This window comes from Acetobacter nitrogenifigens DSM 23921 = NBRC 105050, from assembly GCF_000429165.1.
GTDB classification, from domain to species: domain Bacteria; phylum Pseudomonadota; class Alphaproteobacteria; order Acetobacterales; family Acetobacteraceae; genus Acetobacter; species Acetobacter nitrogenifigens.
This window is the reverse complement of the sequence record NZ_AUBI01000006.1, coordinates 147,069-169,716: the sequence shown is the minus strand read 5'-3', so window position 1 is coordinate 169,716 and position 22,648 is coordinate 147,069. Positions and strand designations below refer to the sequence as shown.

The window sequence follows — 22,648 nt, the reverse complement described above, 5'->3', positions numbered from 1 at the left end:
GCGCATGGAACGCCTCCGGTAGAACTCTAGGTAAGTCTATACAACCCCATCAAAGCCGCTATGGTGCGTTTACGCAACGACAGAAAAAGCGGACGCACCGGCATGACGCAAACCCGCATCGGATTCGTGAAACAAGCTCTCCTCCCCCAGGGATGGCGTTGCAACGTGCGGATCGCGACGGACGAAAACGGGCGTTTTGCGCATATCGAGCCTGATGCGACGCCCGATGGCGCCGACTGGCGGGCGGATGTCGCGATCCCGTCGACGCCCAACCTGCATTCTCACGCGTTCCAGCGCGCCATGGCGGGTCTTGCCGAGCGCCGTCAGAATCCGGCGGATACGTTCTGGACGTGGCGCACGCTGATGTATCGCCTGGCGCTGCGGATCAGCCCTGACGACATGCGGACCATTGCGACGCATCTGTATATCGAGATGCTTCGCGCCGGGTACACGCAGGTCGCTGAATTCCACTACCTGCACCACGCGCCCGACGGCGCGCCATACGCGAACCCTGCCGAGATGTCCGTCCAGTTGATCGCTGCGGCGCAGGATGCCGGGATCGGGCTGACGCTGCTTCCCACGCTATACGCCCGCTCCGGTTTCGGAGCGTCCGGCCTTCAGACTGACCAGCGCCGCTTCGCGACCTGCGCGGAGACCATCATGGAGATTGCCGAACGGGCGGCAGGCGCGGTGGGCGACAGTCGTCTTGTCGTCGGGCTCGGCCTGCATTCCCTGCGCGCCGTCGATATCGCTGACGCTGCGCGCCTTACAGAACGGCGGGTCCATGGCGGCCCCGTCCATATCCACGTCGCGGAGCAGACGCGTGAAGTGGACGAATGTCTCGCGGCGACAGGCGCGCGCCCGGTCTCCTACCTGCTCGACAACGCGCCTGTGGATGATCGGTGGTGCCTTGTCCATGCAACCCATATGGACGTCGAGGAGACCGCGCGAGCCGCAGACAGTCGCGCCGTCGCCGGATTGTGCCCGATCACGGAAGCCAATCTGGGTGATGGATTTTTCCCGTTTCAGGATTACATCGCACGCAAGGGCGCGTGGGGCGTGGGGTCAGACAGCAACGTGCTGATCAGCCCAGGCGAAGAACTGCGCCTGCTCGAATACGGACAGAGACTCAGTCGGCGACAGCGCTGCCTCGGCCTGCCGGAAGGCGAGGTCGGTTCGACAGGCGCAGCACTCTATCGGGCGGCGGCGCAAGGCGGCGCGCAGGCCTGCGGGCTTCTCGCGGGCGGCGATACGCTCTGGGGAATCACAGTCGGCGCAAGAGCAGATCTCTGCACACTCGACGCTGCGCGGCTGTCGCTTCCCGGACTGACGGGAGATGCGATCCTCGACGCCGCGATTTTCGCGGGAACGGCCTTACCGATCCGTGATGTCATGTGCGCTGGAGAGTGGCGGGTGTGTGACGGGCGCCACCCTCTGCAGGACGCTGCGCGGGAACGCTTTAACATGACCGCCGCCGCGTTGCTGGAAGAGTGACGCAAGGGGCCGCAGGTTTTACTCAAATTGATAAAATAATCTTATATCATCTAAAATAATCGGGAACCACAAAACAATGTCTCCAGTCTTCACTCTGACGCCGGGTTCAAGCCCCATCCTAGTCACCATCCCACATGCGGGTACGGCCCTCGCGCCGGGCATGGAGGCCCGCATGACGGTGCGCGGACTGCGCCTTCCTGACACGGACTGGTACATGCCGGATCTCTACAACGGAGCAGCGTTGCGTGGGGTCGGCGTCCTTACCGCCCATTACTCGCGATATGTCGTCGATCTGAATCGCGGCGCCGATGATGCGGCGCTCTATCCTGGACGACCGAGCACCGGCCTTGCGCCACATCTGACCTTCGACGGGACTCCGATCTATCTCGAAGGAGAGGCGCCCGGCGGGGAAGAAATCGCGCAACGAACGGAGGCTTACTGGCGCCCCTACCATGACGCCGTTACTGCGGAACTCAAACGGCTGAGAGCAAAGCATGGGTGGGCGATCCTGTGGGACGCGCATTCGATCCGTTCGCAGGTTGAACGACTGTTCGAGGGCGTGCTGCCGGACCTGAACGTTGGCACCAATAGCGGCGCGTCCTGCGCAGCCTCCTTGTCGAATGCCGTGATGGAGCAGGTCGGAATGTCGCCCGATTACACGCATGTTCTGAACGGGCGGTTTCGTGGAGGCTACACAACGCGTCATTACGGCACGCCAGGGACGGGCGTGCACGCTGTCCAGCTGGAAATCGCGCAATCGACCTATCTGGCCAGTGAGGATGACCCATGGCCTGCGGATGCGACGAAAAGCGCGCGTCTGCGGGACGCTATCAACGGGCTGCTCGACACATTGCTCTCATGGACGCCAGAGGGATAAGCCTCGCGCGGCGCTGGGGACCCGTTCGTCCGGATGCTCGGTCACAATGCCTCGGGGCCGTCCAGCGCTATGAAGTCAACACGAAGAGGTGTTGGGGGGAGGTTTGAGGGGCTGACCGCCCCTGGCACGTTGCAAGCAGACGGCTTCGCGCTCCTAACCGGCTGTAGGAGCAACTTTCCTGCATTCAGGACACCGGACGCAAATGGAGTGCGCCCGACGTTACCGTCCGAACCATAGCCGTATCGCTGGCGTAGCAGCGTCGCCAAAGAGCGGCGGCTCAATTGAAACCACCACCACGCCAATCTGGGAGCATCCTGACAAAATATCGGCTTTAGTGAGCGTGGGTCGACAACGCTTACAATCAGGAGACTCGCGAAGTCGCCAGCTTGAGCCCAAAGGCGATGAATACCAGACCCGTAATGCGATCAAGCGCCCGGACAGCCTCAGGTTGGCGCAGAAAGCGACCAAGCGGCGCAGTGGCGGTGATCAGGGCCGCAAACCAGGCGAGCGTTATGGCGACGTGGATGCAAGCCAGAAAGAATATGTATCCCGCCACCGGCGCGCCAGCTGGCACGAACTGCGGCAGGAACGTGACATAGAATACACCCACCTTGGGATTGAGCAGATTGGTCAGGAAACCACGCCAGAACGCGCCAGATCCGCCCGGCGCCGGAGACTGATCTTCTGTCCGCAAGGCTGCCCTCGGTTTCAACAAGAGCTTACCGCCAAGCCAAATAAGGTAGGCCGCTCCGGCGATTTTCACCATCGTGTAGGCCAGATAGGAAGCGCGCAGCAATGTGCCAAGCCCGAGAGCCACTGCCGCACCCCACATCACACACCCAAGCGCAATGCCGATCGCGGCAAGAATCGCTGGACGTCGTCCATCGACAGTCGCCGAACGCAACACCATCGCCGTGTCCACACCCGGCGTGAGGCTCAGGATGGACGCCGCCAGAACGAAGGCTAAAAGAAGAGAGAAATCGATCATGCCGTTTTCCTACCACATCGATCAGGGACCTACACGACTTCCCGCCTGAAGTTCGCCAGAGCGCGCTTTGAAATCACGCACTCCCCTTAATCTCCGGGGCGGCGATCATTGCTACATGCCGCACCATCCGCAGACAGGCTGATATCTTTGCTCCAAACGAAAAACGAACGCCGCGAAGACGGAGAAACACCAACTGACAGTCGTCTACATGGCGGTCGCCCAGCATTGCGATCTGCATTCGCCATAGTGGACAGCAGGCATTTATTCACATCCAGGCGCCGCTTGGGATTACTCTCCCGTGCGTCGTCGGTATGCCTTTGATCGTCCGGATGATGACGCTGGTCACGAACTGACCGTGAGTCGTTTTTGTCCGTGACAGCGAGATGTCACACTGCCTTTCCGAAATAACACTCCGCCACAGATTACGTAATTAAAATTTCATCAGAAAATTTATAAAAAATCGTACGATTATTTTTGTTTTTCAAAAAAATTCAATCCAGAGAGTTCAACGGAATTCACCCATTTAAGAGAAATCATTTCATCCAACATCAATTCGAGCGCCATCGCATTCTCACCACCGAAAACCATACTATCCTTATTGCTCGCACCCGGCAGAATTTCGCGTGTCGCGCCCGCAGGAAGAGCAAGACCACCTTCCTTGATTGGCGCTGAAAGAAGGCGCAGAAGCGTTTCTCGATTCTCAATCCCGTTGCAGAAAGTAATGGCGTCGCGAAGAGCATTAATAAGTAATTCAGAGGCCGACGGGTTCGTCACGCTCCATGATCGAGTCGTCACAAGAGTTTTTTCGACATGCCCCGGCCAGATTGAGGATGATCCGGCGACAATCCCGCCAATACCTTCATGTTCAGCGGCAGCGCCCCAAGGCGGTCCGGCGCAGAATCCATCGATGCCGCCGTCCCGCAACGCGTCCAGCATAGTATCGGGCGGCATAGCAACGATTTGTGCAAAGCTGTCAGGCGTCTCGGACTTCGTCGCCAAATAGCGACGCAGAAGAAGAAAATGGGTCGAGTACGGATGCACGACCGCAAGCCTGGGGGGCGTCCCGCCCGGCTCCGCCTCCATAATGCTCTTGCGCAAAACGATGGTATTTCCACCCTTCGACAAGACCATGAGAGGGTTTAGTGCGACAGGTCTTCCGCGTCGTCCCAATGCGGTCATGATCGCAAGCGGCGGGAAAACGACGGCTGCGTCCAGACGGTTCCAGGCAAGACCGTCGGCGATATTCGACCAGGATGGTTCAACCCTGATAGAGACATCGAGCCCGTTGCGGCGGAAATACCCGAGATGCTCAGCCACGAGGACGGGCGCGCTGTCGGCGAGACGGAGCAGGCCTATGCGAATGGATGCGGTCATTTTTTACTGGTGTCCTCGGCGGCGGGCGCCTGCGCGTCGAGGTAACTTGCGCAGACGTCAACAATCTTACGGGCTTCACGCATCGCCTGCCGTCGAAACCAGCGGTATGCCTCGGCTTCGCCGCAACGCTCGTTTTTCATGAAAAGCTTTTTGGCGCGATCAACCAGATCACGTTCGGAAAGCGTTTTCTGCGCCGTATCGAGCGCGCGCTGTGTGCGCCGAAAGCGCGCGTAAAGTGAAATCGCCGCTCGAAGCAGCGGCTTGACGTCGCGGGGTGGCGTATCGATGACATTATAGGAGCATACGCCAGCTTCGAAGGCGTCTTCCATCAGATGCTCATCGTCCTCATCGACGAACAGCGCCACTGGCCGTTCCATGTCAGATCCGGACAGAGCGCGCACGCCGTCGAGTGCATCGCGGTCAGGCCGCGCCAGATCGACGAGCACGATATCGGGCTGAAATTCCCGCACGGCGTCGATCAGCGCCGTACCTGCGCTCAGACGGATGAGGGTGAGCGAGGCATCGGCCGCGAGCAGATCGGAGAGCGCATTAACGCGTCGGGAGTTTTCATCGGCAAGAAGCACGCGCACGGCTCAGTAAACGTCCCGGCGGTAACGCCCTGCGCGCGTCAGGTCCGAGACGAACGCATCCGCCATGCCCGTGCTCATGTCGCCGTGGCGCGCTACAAGACGGCGCAAGGCTGCATCCACATCGCGCGCCATGCGAGCGGCGTCGCCGCAGACGTAGATGTGAGCTCCGGCAGTGAGCCAGGACCAGAGTTCGGCGCCATGTTCCTCCATGCGATCCTGAACGTAGATGCGTGCATCCTGATCGCGCGAGAACGCCGTGTCGAGACGGGTCAACGTTCCTGCAACCAGAAATGACTTGAGCTCCTCCTCGAAATAAAAGGTGCTGGCTGCATGCCGCTCCCCGAAAAACAGCCACGCGCGGCCCGACGCCTGAGTCGCTGCGCGTTCCTGCAGAAAGCCGCGAAAAGGTGCGATTCCGGTGCCTGGTCCGATCATGATGATCGGCGTCGCGCCGTCTGCGGGCAGCCTGAAATGCGCATTCGACTGAACGAAGACATTCGCGGGCGCCCCCAACGCCAGATCGGCGAGCCATGGCGAGCAGAGGCCGCGATACGGCGTGTGGCTTACGCCGACCGTCAGATGGACCTCCGCTGTATGACGGCGCTGTGAGGACGCTATGGAATAGAGGCGCGGCTGAATCTTGCGAAACAACTGCGAGATCTCATCCGGACTTGCCGAAAGCCGTACGTTCGCCAGCATTTCCGGCAAATACCCTTCTGCCGTTCCAAGGCGTTCGAGCATAGCTGGCGCCGGACGCCCCAGATCGAAATGGCGGATCAATGCATCGCGAAGTGAAACAATCCCGTGGTGCTTCAATGTGACCGGCGTCTTCGAAGGCAGGCCGATAGCGGATAACGCCGCGTCCACTGCTTCGGCATGATTGAGCGGCCATATGCCAAGCGCATCTCCCGGTTCGTAACGCAGGCCGCTGGATGTCAGGTCGAAACCGATCAAACGAGTTTCCCGCCCGGAGCACTCCGACGTCAGACGGTCATTACGGCAGAGAACGGCGACGACAGAGGCGTCCCTTCGCGACGTCTTCGCCTTTGGAGGCGCCTGAACCGCACTCGATGTCGTTGGGGCCAGAGCCGCGAGCAGGCGGGGTCGCCAGTCGGCCACCGCATCCTCATAATCTGGTTCGCATTCCTGCCGGGCGACAAGAACTCTGCTGCCAAGCTCTACAAGCTTTTCGTCCAGTGCGCGACCGAAACCGCAAAAGCGCCCGTAGGTGGAGTCACCCAGCGCAAGCACGGCGTGCGAAGTGCTGTCCAGCGGCTCGTTGCGCGCGTGCAACCCGTTCCAGAACGCGATTGCGCAGTCCGGAGGGTCTCCATCTCCGAATGTCGACGTTACGAAAACGACCGGCCCGTTTGGCAGCCTGTCCGCCGAGACTGTATCCAGGCACGCTATGGAAACGCGCCGCCCCGCGTCCTTCAACCCCTGGGCGACTTCTGTGGCCGCTGTCTCGGCGCGGCCGGTCTGGGAGGCCCAGAACACCGTGATGTCGTAGCCAGAGTCGTCTTCCGGCGCAGGGTCCACGATTTGCAGACTGCTTCTTGCCCGCGAATAGAGACCGGACAACAGACCGTCGACCCGAAGTCGTTCAGCAGTCGTCAGCGGCGCATGATCCGGCACCACAGGGAGTTGACCGTCGGGTGGCGAAAGGCGCAGGCCCTCAAGGAAGCCCGACAGCCAGTTGGCCGCAGGAGCGGACAGGTAAGACGTCGAGTGAGGCGCGAGGCCCAAATGCGCGGCGATCCGGTCCGGGATGGCGTCGGCAGGCATGAGTTGGGCCTCCTCTTTCGGCGGCGCGACCCGGGCGATGGCGACCGCGCATAATTTGAAGCCGGGCTGCAACGAAACGGGATCGACCGCATCGGGCGTCAGAGCGTTGACTGCAAGGTCATCGCCAAAGCGGTCGTTCCAGTGGAAAGGCGCAAAGCAGACGCCCGGGCCGACACGGTCCGTAATCCGCACGGGCAGCACGGCGCGCCCACGGCGCGAGCGTATCTCGACGAGGTCGTCAGGCTTGATCTTATTTCGCCGGGCGTCATGCGGCGACAATTCGACGAACGGGCCCGCGTTCAGCTTGTTCAGGCTCTCCACACGGCCGGTTTTGGTCAAGGTGTGCCATTGGTGCTGCAGACGCCCCGTACCGAGCACGAGAGGGAAGTCATCGTCGGGTTGTTCGCCGGCGCCAAGATACGGGCGGGCAAGGAAACGCGCACGGCCATCTGGAAATGGGAAGCTCGGTCCGGGAAGATAACGGATTGGATGACGGGTCTCTGAATCCCCGGGCCCACACGGCCACTGCACCGGCCCCAGACGAAGGCGCTCGTGGCTTATTCCCGATATGTCGTAATCCGTTCTCGGGTTCGCGAACTGACTTGCCTCTGCGAAAACCTCGGCCGCAGAGACGTACGAAAATCCGTCAGCAAACCCCATGGCCCGTCCGACACGCGCGATCAGCTCCCAGTCCGCGAGGGCGTCTCCCGGAGATGCGACCGCCTGGCGCGTCAGTGTCATGGTCCGATCGGAATTGACCTGAACGCCGTCAGCTTCGGCCCAAAGCGCCGCAGGAAGCAGAATATCAGCATGGCGGCCTGTTTCGGAATCTGCGTAGGCATCCTGCACGATGACGCAATCCGCCGCCTGCAGCGCCTCCACGACGTTGGCGCGCCGGGCGACGGTCGCAACGGGATTGGTGCAGATTATCCAGCAGGCGCGAATATCCTGCCGCCGCATCGCGTCGAACATCCCGATAGCGCCAATGCCCTCTTCCGCACGGATAGTTCCTGGCGGGAGGCGCCACAATTGTTCGGCCAGCGCGCGATCTTCCGCCACCAGCGCAGAACGCTGCCCCGGCAGGCCCGGCCCCATGTAGCCCATTTCGCGCCCGCCCATGGCGTTGGGCTGGCCGGTCAGGGAAAATGGGCCTGAGCCGGGCCGACAGATAGCGCCCGTCGCAAGATGAAGGTTGCAGATGGCGTTGGTGTTCCATGCGCCCGTGACGCTCTGGTTGAGCCCCATCGTCCACAGGCTCATCCAGTCGCCCGCATCCGCAATCCATCGGGCAGCCTGCTCGATCCTGTCCGGTTCGATCCCGGTGATGGCGGCGCAGCGGTCGAGCGTATAGTCCGCCAAAAATACGGGCATCTCGTCCCAGCCCGTCGTATGCGCCGCGATGAACGCCGCATCGATTGCTGACCATGCGACCAGCAGATGCAGGATGCCGTTCAGCAGCGCGAGATCCGTACCGGGACGGATCTGCAGGAAAAGGTCGGCCTTTTCAGCGGTGGCCGTGCGCCGGGGGTCGACCACAATCAACTTTGCACCGGCCCGTTTTCGATCAAGCAGCCGCAGAAAAAGGATCGGATGACAATCGGCCATGTTCGCGCCGATGACGAAGAACAGATCGGTCTGGTCGAAGTCCTCGTACGACCCGGGAGGCGCATCGGCGCCGAGCGAGAGTTTATAACCGGCCCCCGCCGCCGCCATGCACAGGCGCGAGTTGGATTCGATATGCTGTGTACGGATATAGCCCTTGGCGAGTTTGTTCGCGAGATATTGCGCTTCCATCGACATCTGGCCGGACACGTAAAGCGCGATGGCGTCCGGGCCGTGCGCATCGAGGATTGCGCGCAATCGACGGGCGGTTTCATTAATCGCGTCGTCGATTGCTGTGGCGACCGGCTGCGCAGTACGATCTCGTCTGATCTGTGCGCGATCAAGCCGCGCCGACGACGTGATCGGTAGGTCGCAGGAACTTCCTTTCGTGCATAGGCGCCCGCCATTGGCCGGATGCTCCGGATCGCCACGCAATTTGACAATCCGTCCGCCCTCGACCTCAAAAACAATGCCGCAGCCGACACCGCAATAAGGACAGGCTGAACGGATATCCTGACGCATCATCGGTCAGACGGGCGCCAGATCCGACTGCCGCGCCGCGGCTCTATCCCGTGCGCGGACCTCGACACGCCCCTCGATTATACGTGCGTCCCAAGTCCGCAGCCGCTTCGTCTGATCCTCAAGACACACGCCATCGCGCAGGCGGAAGTGTTGCTTGTATAGTGGGGAGGCGACCACAAATTGCCCTGCAATATCGCCTATGATACCGCGGCCGATGACGTTGGCGTTCGAGAACGGGTCGTGATTGTCGACGGCAAAGACCTCCGCTGAACGACCGTGGCTTTCCGGAATCAGAAACAGGGCGATCTGGGCGCCGTCGTCCCACGCGACGACGCCGGAACGCGCGACCAGATCGCTCTCGCCACACAACGCCTTCCAATCCTGCGGTCCGAGGGCGATTGGAGAGGCTGGCGTATTATCGGCTGGCTTCACTTGGTCGCGTTCGGGCACAGTCGCGATATTCGGATCAGGACGGCTGTCGTTCACGAATGTACGGAAGCGCTTGAGTTTTTCCTGATCCGAAAGCGCGTCGCGCCATTCGCAATGATACGTGGAGACAACAGCCTGCATCTGCTGCTCAAGCTCTTCGGCAATGCCGAGCGAGTCGTGAATGATGACGTCCTTGAGGTAATCCAGACCGCCCTCGAGACCCTCCCGCCAAACGGATGTGCGTTGCAGCTTGTCAGCGGTACGGATGTAGAACATCAGGAAACGGTCGATATATTTCAGGAGCGTTGTAGAATCGAGATCAGTCGCGAAAAGCTCGGCGTGACGGGGGCGCATGCCGCCATTTCCACAGACGTAGAGATTCCACCCGTTTTCGGTGGCGATGACGCCAACGTCCTTGCTTTGTGCTTCAGCGCATTCGCGTGTGCAGCCCGAGACGGCGAACTTGAGCTTGTGCGGAGAGCGCAGCCCCTTGTAACGGTTCTCGATATCGAGCGCCTGACTTACGCTATCCTGCACGCCGTAGCGACACCATGTGCTGCCGACACAGGATTTTACGGTCCGTGTTGATTTTCCATATGCATGGCCGGTTTCGAACCCGGCCTCGATCAGTTCACCCCAGATATCGGGAAGCTGATGGATCTGCGCCCCGAACAGGTCGATCCGCTGTCCGCCGGTTATCTTGGTGTACAGGCCATATTTGCGGGCGACCGAGCCGAGAACGATCAGCTTGTCCGGAGTGATCTCGCCCCCGGCAATTCGCGGCATGACCGAATATGTGCCGTTCTTCTGCATGTTGGCCATGAACGTATCGTTCGTGTCCTGCAGCGGAATATAAGCCGGATCGGTGATCGGCTTGTTCCATGCGGATGCGAGAATCGAGCCCACGGCGGGCTTGCAGATATCGCACCCCAGGCCGCCGTTGCCATGACGGTCCATCAGGTCCTCGAACGTGCGAATGCCGTGTACTCGCACGAGGGAGTACAGCTCCTGCCGCGTGTGCGAGAAATGCTCGCACAGCGAGTGATCCACTTCGATCCCGCGGGCGGAAAGCTCTGTTTCGAACACGCTTTTCAACAACGCCGCGCACCCTCCGCAGCCCGTGGAGGCCTTGGTGATCCCCTTGAGGCTCGCGAGATCGGTACAGCCATTATCGAGCGCGGAGCAGATCGCGCCCTTGGTGACGTTGTGGCAGGAGCATATCATGGCCGTATCCGGAAGCGAGCTCGCTCCCAGAAGCTCCGCCCCTTCGCCACGCGGGAGGATCAGCGCGGCAGGATCTGCAGGCGGCTTGATGCCGTTCTGAACAAACTGCAGGATCGTGTCGTAATACGCATTGTCGCCGACCAGAACCGCGCCCGTAACCCGTGACCCGTCCGCCGAGAGCACCAGCCTGCGATAGGATCCGTCCGCCTCCCCTATGAAGCGATAGCTTGTGGAGCCTTCCTCGGCGCCGTGCGCGTCGCCGATCGAACCAACATCAACGCCCAGCAACTTGAGCTTCGTGGACATGTCAGCCCCTGTGAAGGCCGCGTCCTCACCCGCGATCACGGCCGCCGCCGTGCGCGCCATGGTATAACCGGGGGCGACAAGGCCGAACAAACGGTTCTGCCACGCAGCGCATTCACCGATCGCAAAGATATGGGGGTCGGAGGTGCGGCAGTGGTTGTCTATCGCTACGCCGCCACGCAGGCCCAACGTAAGTCCACATGCGTGCGCGATCTTGTCATTCGGTCGAATGCCCGCCGAAAATACGACGAGGTCCGTTTCCAGAACGTCGCCATTGGCGAATGTAAGCTTGTGACGGCGAGAATCTCCGGTTTCGATGCCCTGCGTGACGTGACTGGTCCGAACTTCGATGCCCATCGCTTCGATCCGACGACGGAGCGCGGCGCCGCCCTCTGCGTCGAGCTGCACCGGCATCAGGCGCGGCGCAAACTCCACGACCGAGACGTCGAGACCAAGCGACTTGACCGCATTGGCGGCTTCAAGCCCCAGCAATCCGCCGCCGATCACGACGCCATGGCGCGCATCTTTGGCTGCCGCGCGGATCTCGTCGAGATCGTCGAGCGTGCGATAGACCAGCCCTGCGCTGCCGGTGTTACCCGGAACCGACGGCACGAACGGGTAGGACCCCGTCGCAATGATGAGCGACTGATAGGGATATGGCCCTGCGTCAGTCTGGATGATGCGCGCGGCGCGATCGATGTCGGTGACGTTGACGCCCAGATGCAACGCAATGTCATGAGCTGCATGGAAATCGTCCCGGTGCAGTCTCAGGGAAAGAGCGTTCTGGCCGGTCATGTATTCCGTGAGATGGACGCGATCATAAGCCGGATGTTTCTCCGCACCGAAAACATGGATGCGGTGATTCTCATGCAGGCCATGGGCTACAAGCTGTTCGACGCAGTAATGGCCGACCATGCCGTTGCCGACGACGATGATATTCGGTTTTTCCGCCATGGTTCGGGTGTCCTTTGCTTAGAATCTGAAGGCCAGGGTTTGCATGATGAAGACGCCGTTCTTTGCGCCAGCCTGATGCATTCCATGCGACGCCACGAAGCCCGCGAGATCCTCTGTCCAGGTCCAGTGCGGCGCGAAATTCCATGCCGCCTGCGCCTGCGGGATCGTGCCGATAAAGCCGCCCGACAGGTTGTCGCGCCATGTGTAGGTCTTGCCGACGGCATAGACGGCGTCATTGGTGCTGGCTCGCCAGAATAGCGGAACATGCAGCTTGATGTGGAAGTTTTTGGTCGGCGCAAAATCCATGATTGGCCCTAAGCCAACGAGATTCTGCGACGTCAGGGACAACGTGACGTCGTTGTAATAGGGCAACGGAAAGTACGGCGTCGCGAATGTCCCGACCGCGCCGTCTTTCGAATGATAAGATCCGCCTGAGAACAGATCCGCCTGAACACCAACCGACGGACGCCAGGCGAGGTCTCGCCTGTCGTAGATGACGGCGGCGTTGACGGCGTAGGCCCGCACCGCGCGCGTAGGCTGAGACTCATTCGCCGGGCGAAATTGCCCGCCCTGAAAGACGCCGGTCAGATTGACGCCAAACGGGCCGACCGTACCCCAGAGCTTCGCTCCGACATTGTCACGACGCGTCGACCCGGCCTGTGATTTTCCCTGCGCTGCGGTCGGCAAAGCGGCCAGCGCGCCGCCGTAAAGGTAACCAATGTAAAAGACGTCGGCGAACAGCTGGTTCCTGTGCCCCATCAGCGTGAATGCGGGCAGGGCTGTGGACGTGTAGGCGCCATACATGCGCGCATTGTAATTCGTGCCATCGGAGAACACGCCAAGAGGCAATTTGTTGGTCTGAACGAAATCGAACAGATCGACCCTGAACCTTTTCCAGATCGCATAACCGCGAAATCCGTCCCAAGTCTGCTGAACGTTGGTCAGGTCGCGTGCGGACTGCATGGAAACAGGCGCGTCTAGAAACACCTGCCTGCCGCCTATCACGCCGGTTTTCGCTCCAAGCAGTGCGCCCTTGATCTCGAGGACGCCTTGCTGAAGATCAAGGCGTTCGCGCTGGGTGCCAGCCTGATATCCATAATAGTTCGACCCGCCAGCGTTCCCATACAGGAACTCTGCATAAGCACGGACATGCTCTCCGAGATGCAGGTCCGCGCCGTACTGACTTCTGAGCAAAAGGCGGCTGGCGTCCGTCTTGCCAGCCGTTCCCATGACGGGCTGATTCTCGAAGATGTAGCGAAGCCGCTCCTCACCCGAAAACGAGATCCAGACGTCCCCTTTGTCGGTCAGTTTCACGTGCTTGAGGCGGTTGAACCAGTCCTCGCGACGACGCTCCGGTGGCGTCGAAGTGAGGGAGGACCAGTCCTCGGCCCAGCGGGCCTGTCCGGCGGCCCCCACGATCCCAAAACCTGCGGCCGCGCCATTGCCTGCGCTGAATACGCCATAATCGGAGCTACCCCCGGGCGTGGCGTGGGCGGGGGCCGCCAGCACAAACCCGGTGAGCGGCGCGAAACCCAACGCGCGCAACTTCATTGTGCGGCCTCCGCTGCGCCCCAGGGCGCCGGCTGCTGCGTCCAACGCCGCCTGCAGAACAGGACACACACGAGAGCAAGCAATGCGACGCCAGAAAAGGCGAGAAAGCCGGGCCCGTATGAGCCGCTTGCCTGACGCGCCGCGCCCAGGGAGGCGGCAAGATAGAATCCGCCCACTCCGCCACTCATGCCGACGAGGCCAGTCAGAATGCCAACCTTGTGAGGAAATCGCGTCGGGACCAGTTGAAACACGGCGCCGTTACCGAGCCCGAGCACGATCATGCCAAGAAAAAAGGTCGGAAATGCCAGCATAATAGACGGCAGCCCGATTGCGATCACTGCAAAGATGGCGGCGGCGGCGGCGTAGAGCAGGGTGAGAGCCTGCGTACCGCCGATCCTGTCCGCCAAGGCGCCGCCCAATGGCCGCACGAACGATCCCACGAAGACGATGGCGGCCGTGCAGGCCCCGGCCATGGCAGGAGAAAGTCCGTATTGATCATTGAAATATATGGTCAAGAACGAGGCGAGTCCCACGAAACCGCCGAACGTCACGCCATAGAACAGCATCAGGGACCAGCAGTCGGCAGACCGAAGCACCGGCCACCACGATGCGATTCCGCCGGCGTCTGAACGACGAGCCGGCTCCCGCGCAAGCGCCAGAAAAACCCCGAGAACAACGACAAGCGGTACGCTTGCAAGCCCCAGAACGTTGATCCATCCGACAAGCATTGCAAGCCCGGGTGCGAACAGCGCCGCCAGCGCCGTGCCTGAGTTGCCTGCGCCTGCGATCCCCAGCGCTGTCCCCTGATAACGCGCAGGGTACCATCCCGACACCAGCGGAAGCGCGATGGCGAAGGACGCCCCTGCAACGCCCAGGACAAGCGCCACACCAAACATCGCAGAATAGCTATGCGGAGCCATCAGCCACGTCGTCCACAACCCGACGATCACGATCAGCTGCGCTGCGATCGCCGTCCGGTACGGGCCGAACAGGTCCACGGCTGCTCCGGCCACGACGCGGAAGGCTGCGCCCGCCAGAACGGGCGTCGCAACCAGAAGCCCTTTTTGAGCCGGGTCAAGATGCAGATCGTGAGCGATCGCAACGCCCAACGGGCCGAGCAGCACCCAGACCATGAACGACACGTCGAAATAGAGAAAGGCGGCGAGCAATGTCGGCGCGTGACCGGCCTTGAGGAAGCCTCTGTCCACAATCGGTTCCGAATGATGCGTGCGCGAGCGCAGACATCACGCCCTGATCGGGCTGACGAACCTTCGTTGATTCGTCGTATGTCGGGTCCGTAACGCGCCGCGCCGCCGCTGACGGGCGCTCACCTGATTGGAGCTTAAACCCCGGAACGATCTGGAGTCAAAATGTTTGAAGGAGGTGTGACCGGTGAGGAAATCACAGCGGGGTCAATATCACTGCAGACGCAGGTATATTTATATTATAAATCCGTACATAAATCGACAACATATTAATTTTGAAGAATAGTTAGTTTCAATTATAACTAATTATATATAATTGAAAATAAATATCGGATATTTTATTCAAAAAATGACCACCTCCGCGCCACGGATAACGGGCATGAAGGGGGCGTAGCGGGGCTGAGGGGTGTGCGGGCCTATGAGGTCAGGGCGAGGATACTCGGGGCGGATGCTGGCGATGAGGGGTGAGGGACAGCTTGAACGAAACAGACGAGCGGCTTTCGCCCTTCCTTCCTGACATAAAAAGAACTTTCGAGGTTCCTGAAGGCTGACACTATTGACGCCGCAAGGATTGGACCCATGCAGCGCATGTCTGACCACCTTGAGTCGGCAACCTCACATGAAACCGAGTATCTCTGCAAATAATCGGGGAGGAATATGACACTCACAAATGCATTTAACCTACGCACGTTCAACGCCGTCGATAGTTTTTGGCTTCAACGTCCGATGTTGACGTTTTTCGATGAGATTTTTGTATCTTCGTTGGAGCCTCAAAGCCCCTCACACCCGACAATATTTGAAAATCTGGCTGCTCAGCACATGGCATTTCTCCCGAATAGAAAATAATTCCAAGTGTGCTATTTTATGCAGTCATAATCTCGCGTAAATGAGTTGAATTCACTGTTGACCTCGTGACTAAAATGGTCGAGCCGTTGACCAGACCGCAATCGTGTCAGGTATAAAATTGTGAAAATCGTCACTTTACGCGCCTTGACCGTTCGTCTTTTTAGTTACGGGTTGGCCGCTGTCGTTGGTCTCGCTTTCGCGCTCCGCTGTTTGCCTTTACGTGTAATCACCGGGAAGCTGCCCGCCGGATTGATCGGCGTCCCCGATCAATATTTGAACGACCCGTCATTGTTGCGAGCACGAGCGGCTACATTCGACGATCTGCAACATATGACAGGGTTACTTTATTTTCTGCACCAGCCATGGAGTTGGCCGCTTCTGGAAGCGCCAAAACTGGCGAACGGTGTTTCAATATCACTGACTGACAGCAATCCCCTCGTCGCAATTATTTTCAAAGCGCTTCATCCGCTCACGCCGTGGGTGGAACAATCGCTTGGTCCATATCTGGCGCTCTCTTACCTGATGCAGCCGATCGCAGCTGCCTTCGCTTTGCGCGGCACAGGCTGCCGCGACATCGGCTCAGCCGTGGCGGTCGCATTACTGTCCATCGGCATACCTCATATTGTCGCTGAGCCTGCGGAGCAGGCGCTCACAGGTCATTTCGTCGTTTTAACAGCGTTCGGGCTCTACTTTCGTCTTGTCCGCCACAGCCAAACCTCGCTTCGGCTTTTGGTGGCGCTGTCCACATTGTCGATCGCCTGCTTGCTTATCCATCCCTACCTGATGCTGATGGTGCTCGCAGTCTTCGGCGCCGGAGTGTTGACGCCGCTTCTGCGAGGACAGTGGCCCGCAGCAGCCGCGTCAAGCTGCGCCCTGGGCATGACGCTACTTGCGATCCGTCTGTTGGCTCGCATGATCGGTCTGGACGCGGTTCAACCTAATCACGTCGCACTGTATCCCCTTTTGCTACGCGATTTTCTCGGACCCGTCGTTCGCCTTGTTCCGCGGTGGACGTGGATTTCCGACTCACTACCCAGCGTCGACGCCGGCGTCGCTTATGCGGGCGCCGGACTGATCGTGATGCCGGCAGTTCTGCTCTTGTTCGCTCAAGTACGATTGCAGTTGATCGTAGCGATCAGAAACCATGGCGGCTTGCTTCTCGCAGTTCTGGCGCTGGCTCTTGGTGCAACCCAGGGCCACGTGATCGCCAACTGGCTGCGTTACTTTTCGCTTGTCCACGTCGCTGACACGGTTGATCAATGCAGGGTCAGTCTACGATTGATCTGGCCAGTTCTGGATCTCGCAATGATTGCCTGTGTACGCTTTGCGGTCTTCACTCGGTGGCGGTTATGGCTGCTGGCTTTTGGCGTAACCGTGCAACTTCTTGACACTGAGCAGCTGCGTGCGGACGCACGTCTGGCGTTAAGCTGGGAAGCAACACCTTTTACGGCGGAACAGGCTCGCTTTGACGCCCGTCTGGACGGCGCGACTGCATTACAACTGGAGCCAATGCTCGCCTGTGAACCGCAACTCGTGTGGCGCTACGCACAATTGGCTTACCTTGCCGCCCGGCACAATATAGCTGTTAATGACGCTTATTTCTCGCGCCAGCCGAGGGCTGTATCGTGTCCTGAGCAGCGTGCGTCGGGCAACCTCAACGATCCAACAGTAACGCGCAACAATGGCGTCGTCACGGTGATCGACGGCGCCGCGTTCTGAGGTCACGGAACCGCTTTCCTATCGTCAGAGGTTAACGGGAAGATCATCATCATTGACGTCTGAAAGCCAAGGGCGCCTGCAACATCAGGGAAACGCCCCGCACCTCAATCTGATGAGCGCCACTCGTTGTCGATAGATGCTCTGCCAGTTCGAAATATTTCTCAAAAATCAACAACGAACAGGGTGCCGTAGGGGAAGTAAGTTATTAATTTTTCGGCAGGCGAACCTCGCGAACGGAGCAACTTTGCAGGGTATTCGAAGCGCTGTTGCGTATCAGGGACTGGCGACGCTCGACTCAGACATCCTGCAACAGCAGGTGCAGTTCGTCACGGGACAGACCGTCCCTACAAACGACGCGTGGATCAGCAGTGTGGAGCAACAGATTGGCGCGCGTCAGACGACGTTCTGGGGCGCGGTGCAGACCTTGACCCAGAGCGACGCCGCGAAGACCCAGATCCAGAACGTCTACGCCGACTGGGGCCAATTGCCGCCGAGTGACGCCGAACTGCAGACGGCGGGCGCAGCGTTATACAACCTCTCGCGCGGCTGGCAGGTCGTTCAGGGACAGAATTCCACCGACTGGGCGAGCGAGACCGGCGCCTATCAGGCGCTACCCGCAAACGCCTCGTTTGGCGATTACATCACGAACCTCGCCAGTTCGAGCGATCAGGCCCGCAATATCGTAGCGAGCATGCTGTATCAGCCCCTGATGGAAAACGCCTGGACGACGCAGGATGCGCGCAACGTTCTGATACAGGGCGGCGCGCAGATGTTGAGCGCCACCGTCGATCAGGGCGTTGTGAATTCCGTCGTCATGGACGACCAGAACAACCCGCAGCAGCCCTGCAAGGACATAGACCAGTTCAAGCGTGATGTGCCGAAGACGGTGACCAACAAGGGGCAGATTACAGCCGCCAACGCGCAATGGCAGATCGTCAACCAGAGAGACTGGCCTGACGCCTACAAGACCGACGGGATCGTCTGGAACGCGTCAGGCGGCGGCGTTGGTCCGACGCTTCAGGGAACCCCATATGAGGCGTATGTGCAGCAAAAGCTCAACGGCGGCAGCCCGGACGGGTCCTATGTCTGGCTGCAGGACCACAAGTCCAACTGGAAAGTCTTCGATCACTGGAATGAGAAATCTGGCAACGCCGTCAGCGACAAGACGATCAACACGGGCCTCGACACCTTAAGGGACAAGCCGGTTAATATTAAATACCGGATATGGGCCGATCTGAAGAAAATGGCGATGACGTATGATAATGACGCAAGCCGTGAAGGAACGAACCAGGTCGTGCGTTTCCAGCAGGCTGACATCAAATCCTATACGTTTGAACTTGGCGTGCGTGACGACAAAGACGCAGACGACAAACCGGTGACTACGGACGCACAATGGGAGCAGATCTGTCTGGCTTACCATGGGGCCGCCGCCAAAATGGTGTCTTATGGCGCCGCGAACAAACCGCTGACCTTCGAGATCGACGCCATCACATGAATAACCCCTACCTCACGCCCGAGCGCATCGCCTGGCTGCACAGAAAAAATGCAGATGTTGTTCTTTCGCCAAAATATATCTCGATCAAATCTTTGGAAACCTGGGGTGGGCAGCACTTCTCGCGCACGGGCTGGTGCGCGCATGCGTCGTGGGAGGAGGCCACGCCGCAATGGATCGGCGAGAACTTCCGCAAGGCCATCGAGACCAGCGAGTATTTCGGCAACCCGACAGGGCCGATCGATTCCGATGGGCTTGACGCAATGAAGCCTGTCTCCGAAGCGCGGCGTCGGGCTTTCGAGGCCGATATCGCCACAACCTACGGCTACAAGGAAGTCGTCGATATCGGCAAACGATGCGATCTGGTGTTCGGAACCTGGCATTACCGGGTCGACGACATCATTATTCTCACGGCGAGCAAGCGGCGCGCCGGCGGACACAGCGCGTGGCCTGACAATGCGAAGCATCAGGACAAGCGGATACACATTTCCCTGTCCGCATCCGACGAGGAACTCGGTCTGGCCGTTCGTGAGGCGCTCTCGCGGTGCGAGGCGCAGAGGCCGCAGAAAATCAACTGGCCCAAGCCAGAGTGACCACGGGCCATGACATCCATGCCTTCCTGCGACGACACGGCTTTCAGGGCGACGGGCGTATGTTCCGGTTTCTCGACGCCTGCGGCTCAGGCTTAAGCCGGAGCGACGCTCCGGTTTGGCCACACGCCAATATGAAGCGCATTCCTCGGGGAGTATCAGCGAGTGAGGTCAGGACTGTAAGGTTTGCGGCCGAAATCGAACCTTCTGCTTCCCCCATTGCAATGGTAATTAGATAACATATGAAAAACTAGGCCCAGCACCATTCGATTACTACGAATTTCACATTTCAAAACAAGAATTTATCCAGCCGCATCAAGCCGGTTCCACCAACAATCCCTAGACCTGCCGTACGAGTAACGCACCCAAAACGTTTCACCCGGGCATGCCTAGCGGAGCAGTGCGGGACTCCCTGTTTATTGCTCCACACGCGTTGTACGGAATTTGGGACTGTGTGGCATAATCCCAAGGCGCTCTATTGGAACATTTTTGCCGTGAAAATCGGATACGCGCGCGTCAGCACCACCGATCAGGACGCGGGCCTTGCTGCGCAGGGGCGGGATCTTCGGGCGGCAGGTTGCGAGAAGGTGCTCTCCGAACGGATCAGTGCCGTGAAGGACAGTCGCCCGCAGCTTGCCACTGCCATCTCGTTCCTGCGCAAAGGTGACGCTCTCGTGGCCACGAAGCCGGACCGCCTGGCGCGCTCCACGGGAGATCTGCTGGTGCTCGTCGAGCGCAAGCTCCAGCGCTGAGCGAGAGCCTTGGCGAGGTAGCCATCCAGACGTGTGACGCCCCCCTCAGCGCCTCGCGTCGCAGCCGGATCTCGATCATGTTGGGGATAAGAGCGTGAAACGGTTTCAGCGCCGCCAGACACCCTGTCCTGGCCTGAGGCCAGACGTCGCTAACGTGAGCAGCGAGTGGACATCACAGCCTGCAAGTGGCGCGGGCCAGGCACCGTATGGGATGTGTCCGGAGTGAGTTGGGAAGTTTCTGACAAGGAAAAAGACCGAAAGGTCAATTTCAAAAATTTTCAGAAATAATCTGGCGCACCCGAAAGGACTCGAACCTCTAACCCCCAGATTCGTAGTCTGGTGCTCTATCCAATTGAGCTACGGGTGCGGACGAGGGGCTATGTAGCCGAGAGGATTCGTCTCTGCAACCCCCTATTTCACGCCTCAGACACAAATCTCTCTGCGAGCCCCTCTTGAACACTCGAGGGAAAAAACTCCTATGGTCTGATAGGAAAGTTCATGATCACCCGTGCATGGCTACATGACCGGGCGAGCGCCAGAACGGGCAAAAAAATCGGCGTCTCTACAGACACGCGCCAGAAATGTCAGTCTCGCGCTTCATCAACCTGCTCGCTCGAACCCCAGCACGACAAGGCAAACCGCCGGACACGCGAAGTGGGTTCTCCTGCGTCGGTTCAGCTTGCCGCATCAGAGAAGGCAAAAAAAAACCGGCTTCAGACGAAGCCGGTTTTACGCATAATCTGTCCAGAAAAGGCGGATTAGAAGCCTTCGCGCTCGAGACGCTTACGCTCCATCTTGCGGGCGCGACGCACGGCCTCGGCCGCTTCACGCGCACGACGCTCGGACGGCTTCTCGTAATGACGACGAAGCTTCATCTCGCGGAAAATACCTTCGCGCTGCATTTTCTTTTTGAGCGCCTTGAGAGCTTGGTCGACATTGTTGTCGCGAACGAGAACCTGCACTGCGTGGTCTACTCCTGATCGAACCTGGTGACCGTGACGGCGCGCCGGATTCATGCCGATTGGTAAGGACGAAAGCGGCGACCTGAGACGCCCTTACGTCGAAGAGGGCCGCTGCTTAGCACGGACGAACAGGAAAAGACAACTCGATTCCGCTGAACACGTTTTCCTGAACGGCGCATCGGGCTATCGTTCGTGCAGTCTGCAGGGGTGGTCTTTGTCTTATGGCGTTACTCAAGATAGCACGCATGGGGCACCCTGTGCTTCTCACACCGGCCCAGAGCGTCGACGCGATTGACGATCCCGCTGTGCAGAGCCTTATCGACGATATGATCGAGACGATGTTTGATGCGGCTGGCGCTGGACTCGCGGCTCCACAAGTGCATGTTTCAAAAAGAATAATTGTATATCGCACACCACCTGGCCGCGTCGAGGAAGAGAGCGATCAGGACGACAGCGTCAAGGTGCTGGTGAATCCGGTGCTAAAGCCTTCAGGCGTCGAGACGACGCTGCGCCTCGAGGGCTGCCTGTCTATTCCGGGCCTGCGCGGCTGGGTGCCGCGCTACACGCGGGTCTTCTATGAGGGATATGATCGGCGGGGCGACCGAGTCGCCGGCGAAGTCGGCGGATTTCAGGCGAATGTGCTGCAACACGAGGTCGATCACCTTGATGGCGTTCTGTACCCAATGCGCATGACCGATCTGCGTCTCATCGGCTTTGACACTGAAGCCGAACGCCATCTCCGGCTTGACCAGATTCAAGGCGCCCGTTCGTGATCGGGCTGGCGACGCGCCTCGCCGCCCCCCGAGCGATCGAATGCAGCGAGGAACGCGACTCGGCGCTGAAAGCGTTCGCCAAAGAGGCCGGGCAGGCAGGCTGGTCGATAGCGACCCTTCAGAGAGCTGCTGGCCCCGACGCCGACCTCCTGTTTCCGGGCGGACTGCGCGCGGTCACTGAAGCCTGGGGCGATCTGGCCGATCGGTGGATGCTCACCGCAATGGAGGGGGCGGAAGCAACGGAGCCCCGCCTGAGCCGGCGCGTACGGCGCGCCGTGCTGGCGCGGCTGGATGCGTTGACGCCTTACAAGGCGGCAGAGCGCCGCGCAGTGACGTTTCTGACGCTACCAGGCGGGCAGGCCGCTGCTGCGCGTATTGCGATGAGGACAGTAAATGCGATCTGGGAAGCCGCAGGCGACGATGCCACAGGCTTCACCTGGGCGACAAAACGCGTGTCCCTGTCCACCGTATATGCCCCTACGTTCGCAACGTGGCTTGCGAGCGATGATCGAGGAAGAGTCGAGCGCACCCTTGACGCCGGACTTGAACGCGCGCGGCGTATTGGCGCCTGTCGGCAAAAATTCTCTACGCGCTTTCGTCCAGGCGTCGGCTGAAC

15 protein-coding genes, 1 tRNA gene and 1 pseudogene are annotated in these 22,648 nt (G+C 59.8%); 8 read left to right on the top strand and 9 right to left on the bottom strand.

Translation table 11 applies throughout. The annotated features are described in order from the left end of the window. Positions 1-102: 102 nt before the first annotated feature. Positions 103-1,494 carry a formimidoylglutamate deiminase gene (locus G442_RS0110545; RefSeq protein ID WP_026397968.1) on the top strand — a complete coding sequence of 464 codons (1,392 nt, stop codon included), beginning with the start codon at positions 103-105 and terminating at the stop codon, positions 1,492-1,494. A gap of 76 nt (positions 1,495-1,570) precedes the next feature. Continuing rightward, positions 1,571-2,371 (top strand): N-formylglutamate deformylase, encoded by an 801-nt coding sequence (hutG, locus tag G442_RS0110540; RefSeq protein ID WP_026397967.1) that lies wholly within the window; start codon positions 1,571-1,573, stop codon positions 2,369-2,371. Positions 2,372-2,732: 361 nt separating this feature from the next. Here the strand turns inward: hutG and G442_RS0110535 are convergent, their stop codons facing one another. From G442_RS0110535 to G442_RS0110505, 7 genes are all read right to left on the bottom strand, one after another. Next, on the bottom strand, positions 2,733-3,359 hold the full coding sequence (locus tag G442_RS0110535; protein WP_026397966.1) for a LysE family translocator: 627 nt from the start codon (positions 3,357-3,359) through the stop codon (positions 2,733-2,735). 468 nt (positions 3,360-3,827) lie between these two features. Beyond that, positions 3,828-4,733, bottom strand: a complete 906-nt coding sequence (locus G442_RS21865) for an ABC transporter substrate-binding protein (RefSeq protein ID WP_051292195.1) — start codon at positions 4,731-4,733, stop codon at positions 3,828-3,830. Continuing rightward, complete coding sequence (locus tag G442_RS0110525; RefSeq protein WP_026397965.1) at positions 4,730-5,323, bottom strand: ANTAR domain-containing response regulator; 594 nt, start codon at positions 5,321-5,323, stop codon at positions 4,730-4,732. The genes G442_RS21865 and G442_RS0110525 overlap by 4 nt, the downstream gene beginning before the upstream one ends. A 3-nt stretch (positions 5,324-5,326) precedes the next feature. Further along, on the bottom strand, positions 5,327-9,232 hold the full coding sequence (locus tag G442_RS0110520) for a bifunctional nitrate reductase/sulfite reductase flavoprotein subunit alpha (RefSeq protein ID WP_246789410.1): 3,906 nt from the start codon (positions 9,230-9,232) through the stop codon (positions 5,327-5,329). A gap of 6 nt (positions 9,233-9,238) precedes the next feature. After that, complete coding sequence (gene nirB, locus G442_RS0110515; protein ID WP_026397963.1) at positions 9,239-12,142, bottom strand: nitrite reductase large subunit NirB; 2,904 nt, start codon at positions 12,140-12,142, stop codon at positions 9,239-9,241. A gap of 18 nt (positions 12,143-12,160) precedes the next feature. Then, positions 12,161-13,693, bottom strand: coding sequence for an alginate export family protein (locus G442_RS21860; RefSeq protein ID WP_084440516.1), 1,533 nt, complete (start codon positions 13,691-13,693; stop codon positions 12,161-12,163). Further along, positions 13,690-14,901: an MFS transporter gene (locus G442_RS0110505; RefSeq protein WP_026397962.1), complete on the bottom strand. Its 1,212-nt coding sequence runs from the start codon at positions 14,899-14,901 to the stop codon at positions 13,690-13,692. Before G442_RS0110505 ends, G442_RS21860 begins: the two co-directional genes overlap by 4 nt. Before the next feature lie 1,173 nt (positions 14,902-16,074). On the opposite strand from G442_RS0110505, the gene G442_RS0110500 reads away from it, so the two are divergent. From G442_RS0110500 to G442_RS21855, 4 genes and pseudogenes are all read left to right on the top strand, one after another. Further along, complete coding sequence (locus G442_RS0110500) at positions 16,075-17,463, top strand: DUF6311 domain-containing protein (RefSeq protein ID WP_146882251.1); 1,389 nt, start codon at positions 16,075-16,077, stop codon at positions 17,461-17,463. A 244-nt stretch (positions 17,464-17,707) separates the two neighbouring features. After that, complete coding sequence (locus G442_RS0110495) at positions 17,708-18,958, top strand: endonuclease toxin domain-containing protein (RefSeq protein ID WP_026397960.1); 1,251 nt, start codon at positions 17,708-17,710, stop codon at positions 18,956-18,958. After that, a complete protein-coding gene (locus tag G442_RS0110490) occupies positions 18,955-19,548 on the top strand; it encodes a contact-dependent growth inhibition system immunity protein (RefSeq protein WP_026397959.1) in 594 nt (197 codons plus the stop codon). The genes G442_RS0110495 and G442_RS0110490 overlap by 4 nt, the downstream gene beginning before the upstream one ends. 491 nt (positions 19,549-20,039) lie before the next feature. Next, positions 20,040-20,279: pseudogene (locus tag G442_RS21855) on the top strand (recombinase family protein); the annotation flags it as partial. Between the two features lie 308 nt (positions 20,280-20,587). On the opposite strand, the gene G442_RS0110480 reads toward G442_RS21855, so the two are convergent. Next, a tRNA-Arg gene (locus G442_RS0110480) sits at positions 20,588-20,664 on the bottom strand. 391 nt (positions 20,665-21,055) lie between these two features. Beyond that, positions 21,056-21,259, bottom strand: coding sequence for a 30S ribosomal protein S21 (gene rpsU / locus G442_RS24410; protein WP_084440514.1), 204 nt, complete (start codon positions 21,257-21,259; stop codon positions 21,056-21,058). Positions 21,260-21,480: 221 nt separating this feature from the next. Between rpsU and def the strand changes: the two genes are divergently transcribed. After that, positions 21,481-22,032 carry a peptide deformylase gene (gene def, locus G442_RS0110470; RefSeq protein WP_026397957.1) on the top strand — a complete coding sequence of 184 codons (552 nt, stop codon included), beginning with the start codon at positions 21,481-21,483 and terminating at the stop codon, positions 22,030-22,032. Further along, positions 22,029-22,646 (top strand): ubiquinone biosynthesis protein COQ9, encoded by a 618-nt coding sequence (locus tag G442_RS21845; protein ID WP_051292194.1) that lies wholly within the window; start codon positions 22,029-22,031, stop codon positions 22,644-22,646. The genes def and G442_RS21845 overlap by 4 nt, the downstream gene beginning before the upstream one ends. Positions 22,647-22,648: the final 2 nt, after the last annotated feature.

What these genes read in the sequence shown, in the direction of transcription:
- G442_RS0110490 (WP_026397959.1), top strand. Translation starts at nt 18,955, where the DNA reads ATGAATAACCCCTACCTCACGCCCGAGCGCATCGCCTGGCTGCACAGA.
- G442_RS21865 (WP_051292195.1), bottom strand. Translation starts at nt 4,733, where the DNA reads ATGACCGCATCCATTCGCATAGGCCTGCTCCGTCTCGCCGACAGCGCG.
- G442_RS0110500 (WP_146882251.1), top strand. Translation starts at nt 16,075, where the DNA reads ATGACAGGGTTACTTTATTTTCTGCACCAGCCATGGAGTTGGCCGCTT.
- G442_RS0110520 (WP_246789410.1), bottom strand. Translation starts at nt 9,232, where the DNA reads ATGCGTCAGGATATCCGTTCAGCCTGTCCTTATTGCGGTGTCGGCTGC.
- nirB (WP_026397963.1), bottom strand. Translation starts at nt 12,142, where the DNA reads ATGGCGGAAAAACCGAATATCATCGTCGTCGGCAACGGCATGGTCGGC.
- def (WP_026397957.1), top strand. Translation starts at nt 21,481, where the DNA reads ATGGCGTTACTCAAGATAGCACGCATGGGGCACCCTGTGCTTCTCACA.
- G442_RS0110545 (WP_026397968.1), top strand. Translation starts at nt 103, where the DNA reads ATGACGCAAACCCGCATCGGATTCGTGAAACAAGCTCTCCTCCCCCAG.
- G442_RS21860 (WP_084440516.1), bottom strand. Translation starts at nt 13,693, where the DNA reads ATGAAGTTGCGCGCGTTGGGTTTCGCGCCGCTCACCGGGTTTGTGCTG.
- hutG (WP_026397967.1), top strand. Translation starts at nt 1,571, where the DNA reads ATGTCTCCAGTCTTCACTCTGACGCCGGGTTCAAGCCCCATCCTAGTC.
- G442_RS0110535 (WP_026397966.1), bottom strand. Translation starts at nt 3,359, where the DNA reads ATGATCGATTTCTCTCTTCTTTTAGCCTTCGTTCTGGCGGCGTCCATC.